The sequence below is a fragment of the Lentilactobacillus sp. genome (assembly GCF_040773105.1).
Classification (GTDB): Bacteria; Bacillota; Bacilli; order Lactobacillales; family Lactobacillaceae; genus Lentilactobacillus; species Lentilactobacillus parabuchneri.
In genome coordinates this window covers 1-4,480 of the sequence record NZ_JAXGWW010000167.1, presented here as the reverse complement: position 1 = coordinate 4,480, position 4,480 = coordinate 1, and the positions used below count along the sequence as shown (strand labels likewise).

Annotated in this window: 4 protein-coding genes and 1 pseudogene; 2 read left to right on the top strand and 3 right to left on the bottom strand. The window is 44.1% G+C overall.

The window, feature by feature from the left end; translation table 11 throughout:
* Positions 1 to 154: pseudogene (locus tag AB3112_RS08520) on the bottom strand (amidohydrolase family protein); the annotation flags it as partial.
* A 104-nt stretch (positions 155 to 258) separates the two neighbouring features.
* Between AB3112_RS08520 and AB3112_RS08515 the strand changes: the two are divergent.
* Entirely contained in the window at positions 259 to 1,284 is a 1,026-nt protein-coding gene (locus AB3112_RS08515) for a polysaccharide deacetylase family protein (protein WP_179136509.1), read from the top strand.
* 119 nt (positions 1,285 to 1,403) lie between these two features.
* On the top strand, positions 1,404 to 2,159 hold the full coding sequence (aroD, locus tag AB3112_RS08510; RefSeq protein ID WP_084973444.1) for a type I 3-dehydroquinate dehydratase: 756 nt from the start codon (positions 1,404 to 1,406) through the stop codon (positions 2,157 to 2,159).
* Positions 2,160 to 2,195: 36 nt separating this feature from the next.
* On the opposite strand, the gene AB3112_RS08505 is transcribed toward aroD, so the two are convergent.
* Together AB3112_RS08505 and AB3112_RS08500 are read right to left on the bottom strand one after the other, a co-directional pair.
* Positions 2,196 to 3,452: an MFS transporter gene (locus AB3112_RS08505; protein ID WP_367334290.1), complete on the bottom strand. Its 1,257-nt coding sequence runs from the start codon at positions 3,450 to 3,452 to the stop codon at positions 2,196 to 2,198.
* A 400-nt stretch (positions 3,453 to 3,852) separates the two neighbouring features.
* Positions 3,853 to 4,480, bottom strand: a 628-nt coding sequence (locus tag AB3112_RS08500) for a transporter substrate-binding domain-containing protein (protein WP_367334289.1), incomplete at its 5' end; no start/stop codon positions are given.

Sequence of the window (4,480 nt, the reverse complement as noted above, 5' to 3'; positions counted from 1 at the left end):
TACTTGCCTCAACACCAGCCTCTGCGTGAACTTTGGTGCCATTTTGATAAACGTCTTTGTCATGTTGGATCACGCTAATATCATCAATCGGATTTTCCTGCATTGAAATAAAATCGGCATAGTTGCCGGCGGCGATTTGGCTGTACTCGTCAAGCTATGCCCCCCAAAAACCGATTAGAAATATCTTTGATTGACTTACCTATGGCACAATGTGAAAATGATTTTGGAATCATATTCATAACTTTAGACGGGGTGATCATGATGTTCAATAAGCATTTTTTAGCAGCCATGGGGATCGCTGCAGCTTCAGCATTCGCATTCAATTTTAGCAATTATCAAATTCATTCAGAAAATGCCAGTGCAGCAACGCAACTGACCTACGGCAAAATTACCAATAACAGTCTTCATCGGTTGGGGACAATCCGTCAACTAACTCGGGCTCAGTTGGCTGAGGATCATCAATTAACCGGCAAGCAGGTCCAAAATTTAATCTATCTGCCGCTACCGAAACGGTTAACCGCCCATAACTTTACTTTAACGAAAACTGATTTAACGATTCACTTAGTCAAGAATGCCTATGGCGTCAAATCCGTTGCCATTCCTTTGAGCAAGTTAACCGGCATTATCTTGAACCGTTACATGCCATCACAATATGATTTCGTTAAGCCAAAGTCACCGAAGAAGGTCGTCTCGTTGACTTTTGATGATGGTCCGGATCCAACCTTAACTCCAAAATTATTAAAGATCTTAAAGCACTATAACGTTCACGCGACATTCTTTGAAGTTGGCAGCAGCGTTATTCGCTATCCAAGTGTCAGTCGCCTGGTTCTCAAATACGGAAACCAAATCGGAAACCATTCTTGGAACCATCCTGATTTAACCACCTTGTCAACCGCAAAGGCCCAAAGGCAAATCGCCTTGACTGATGCTGCAATCTACAAGGCAACCGGAACAATTCCAATGTATATCCGACCGCCATACGGATCGGTAAACAGTCGAATCGGCAACCTGTACGATCGACCGATTGTTCGCTGGAATGTCGACTCCAGGGATTGGGCTTACCTAAATACGCCAAAAACGGTTAACCACGTCTTGGCAACAACGCACAACGGCTCAATCATTTTGATGCACGATATTCACCCGACATCAGTTGCAGCCGTACCACAAATTATTCGTTCACTCAAAAGACGCGGGTACACGTTTGTCACCCTCCCAGCGTTAATGCAAAAGCCACTGTTGGCTAACCTGCAATACTTTGGCCGAGGAGATTTTCGTGGATTTTAATAGCTGGACAAGTAAAGCCGGCGCAAAAGGGTTCGATCTTTTGCGCCGGCTTTGTTTGCCTATCTAATTGATAATTGTTAAACTAATGGCAATTATGTATCCGGAAAGGAATCATTGCCATGAGTGGAAAAGTAACCGTTAATCAAACAACTTTTGAGCCCGGCTCGACTAAAGTGGCTGTTCCAATCATGGGACAGACGCCCCAAGAAGTACTCAGCCAGGCTAAAAATGCAATCCGGCAGCATCCCGATGTGATTGAATGGCGAATCGATTATTTTAATGACGCGTTCGACCAGGAAATTTATCAAAGCACTGCTAACAGTTTAAGGGAAATCCTTGGTGGAACAGTTCTTCTGACAACATTCCGAACAACTGGTGAGGGTGGAAAGGGCCAGGTGCCAGATGCAGAATACGTCAAACTCTATCACTGGATTTTACTTAATCACTTAACAGACATGATCGATATTGAACTTCATTTTACCGAAGAAACGATTGCTGAATTAACTTACTTAGCGCACGCTCACCAAATTAAAGTTATCTTGAGTGTCCACGAGTTTGTTGGAACCCCACCGGAGCTTGAAATTATCAACGTTCTTGAACAAATGGAAAATCAAGGCGCAGACATTGCCAAAATTGCGACGATGCCAAAGAAGTTTAAGGACGTCCTCACGCTAATGCGGGCAACTTCCACTGAATCTGCCAAGCTGACAATCCCAATCGTCGCCATTTCAATGGGCCCGCTTGGCAAGTTATCAAGAATCGCCGGCCCACTATTTGGATCGGTTATGAGTTTCGCAACGGTTGGAGAAGCCTCGGCACCCGGCCAATTGGCAATTGAAGATTTGCGCCTACAAATGACTTTAATTAACAAATAAAAGGAAACTGCAAACCATGCAGTTTCCTTTTATCATTTATTCGTCCTTCGATTGTCCACCATCAACAGGTGCTGCCCCAAGATGAAGCAAATTCATCACTGAATGGCCAGCCACTGAAAATACATTTCCAGTCCCGATTGCCATTGCCGTTACAACTACCAGCACGGTCCCAACCAAGCCGATTAAAACGTCGAAATTCATGACTGATTGGATGCTGATTTGAGATAGTACGCCGGTCACGATCGGAATCGTGAAGGTGGCAATGCTGCCAAAGGTCATGTAGGTGCCGGTAATAACGCCTTTATGAGTTGGAAACATCTTGAGCAGAACGTTCAGCGCAACCTGCAAGACGCCGCCTGCTGCGGTAAATCCGAATGTAAAGCAGGCAATTGAAGTAAAAATAACCGATGATGCATTGGCAACTGTGAGTATTGCAATTAACGAAATGGTGTTCATCACCACCAACAATTTGGTTTCCGTAAACTTGAGTTTGAGCAGGATAAACATCACGATCACCCCGCTAATGGAGCCGATGCTGTAAAGCGAAAGCAATCCGTGGGAAACAAGTGAGCTGTATCCCAAGTCTTTGTTGGCAAATAAACTAATCCATTGAGTGAATAAGATCATAATCGCCATAGTCGTGTACCCGTATACGGCAAGAGAAATCGTCGCAATTACCCGCCGGAATTTTGAGAGTGACTGATGGGCTTCACTAAACGTTTCATCAACATTGTTCCGATCGGGGAAGTGTGCGCCTTTCAAAATGAACAAGTTCACGATTAAAACCAACAAAGCACCGATAAACGACCAGCCAAACCACAGATGGCGAGCTTCCAGTGTGGCGATGAATAGTGGCAGAATGAATTCCCCCATCGACATGAAGGCTTTAATAAAGACGTTGGAAGCACTCGAGTTGCCACCCATTTCGACGAAGGTCGGGTAAGTTCCCGAATCAAGGGCAGAATTGGCAACACCGGCAATAATCGCAAACAAGTATGCAATGGCGATATTGTGGGTGAACGGAATTCCGATAAAGAAGACCATGTAACTCAACGTCCCGGTAAGGACCAGCATTCGGCGGCCAAATCGGTCCGACAGGTAGCCAAATAGGAAGTAGGCAATTAACTTACCAATCCCAATTCCGGAAATGACATATGAGACGGTTGCGATTGGAACACCCCAAAAGCCCCCAAGCGCCTGCATGTTCTGCGTTAAGATGATTAAACCGATCCCGTGAACCAGGTAGTTCAGGTATAAAGCTATTGATAGTCGACGATTATTTGATTTTGTCATATTCATCACTCTCCCAAGTATGTAGGTAAATAAAAAGCCAGCCGGATATTAGAAATCCAGCTGGCTAATTTCTGATGCACTCGCTCAAGAAATTATATCAACCCAGCTAGACTCTAGCGTCTAGCTGGCAACAACAAAGTTACGACTTTGCCCAGGTTAGACGCGAACGCGTTGTGCGCCCGCATCTCCCGGGCGCTACTTAAACCATGCATAGCCGTAATAATAGGCATTCAGTTGTTGCAAATGAGTATTCATCGATATAATCTCCTCTTCTTGAAATGTTGTGTTAATTAAAACATATTAGAATTACTTCGTCAACTCTAATATTATTTTAATTTTATTTGATGATCTTTTAAGAACGAAAAAACAGCCAGGAAACAAGTCCCTGACTGTCCAAATCTTATTTAACTGGTAATACGATATCTGAAGGCTTAACCTCTTTGCCAAAGTATGGCTTCAACTGCGTGTTGTAGTCCTTTACGAAGAAGCTTTGCTTGGTTAACTTGTCAATTTCTTTGTTAGTCCAGTTGAGAAGTGACTTGTTACCCTTCTTAACAGCTGGGGCAATGTATGATTTAGGCCCGATGCTCTTAATGCCAACAGTGTACTTCGGATTGTCTTTTGACCATGCGTACAAGTATGAATTGTCATCAGCTAAGGCAACCCCACGGCCATTCTTCAAAGCGTTAAATTGCTGGGTCTTTGAATCGAACTTCAGCAAATTAACATCCGGCTGTTTGGAAGTGAAGTAGTTTTCAGCAGTCGTTCCCTTTGTGACGATCACGTTCTTACCCTTTAACTGACTTGCCTTGGTAATTGGTTTAGTCTTAGGTGAAACGACACCAACAGATACCTTCATGTATGGCTTGGCAAAATCAATCACTTGCTTTCGCTCTGGTGTCACAGTGAAGTTTGCCAGTACCAAATCAACCTTGTTGGAGTTCAACGCGTCAACCCGGTTGTTGGCGTTAACCTGCACGAATTTCACCTTAACACCAAGGTCTTTGGCAACTTTGTGGGCAAGGGTC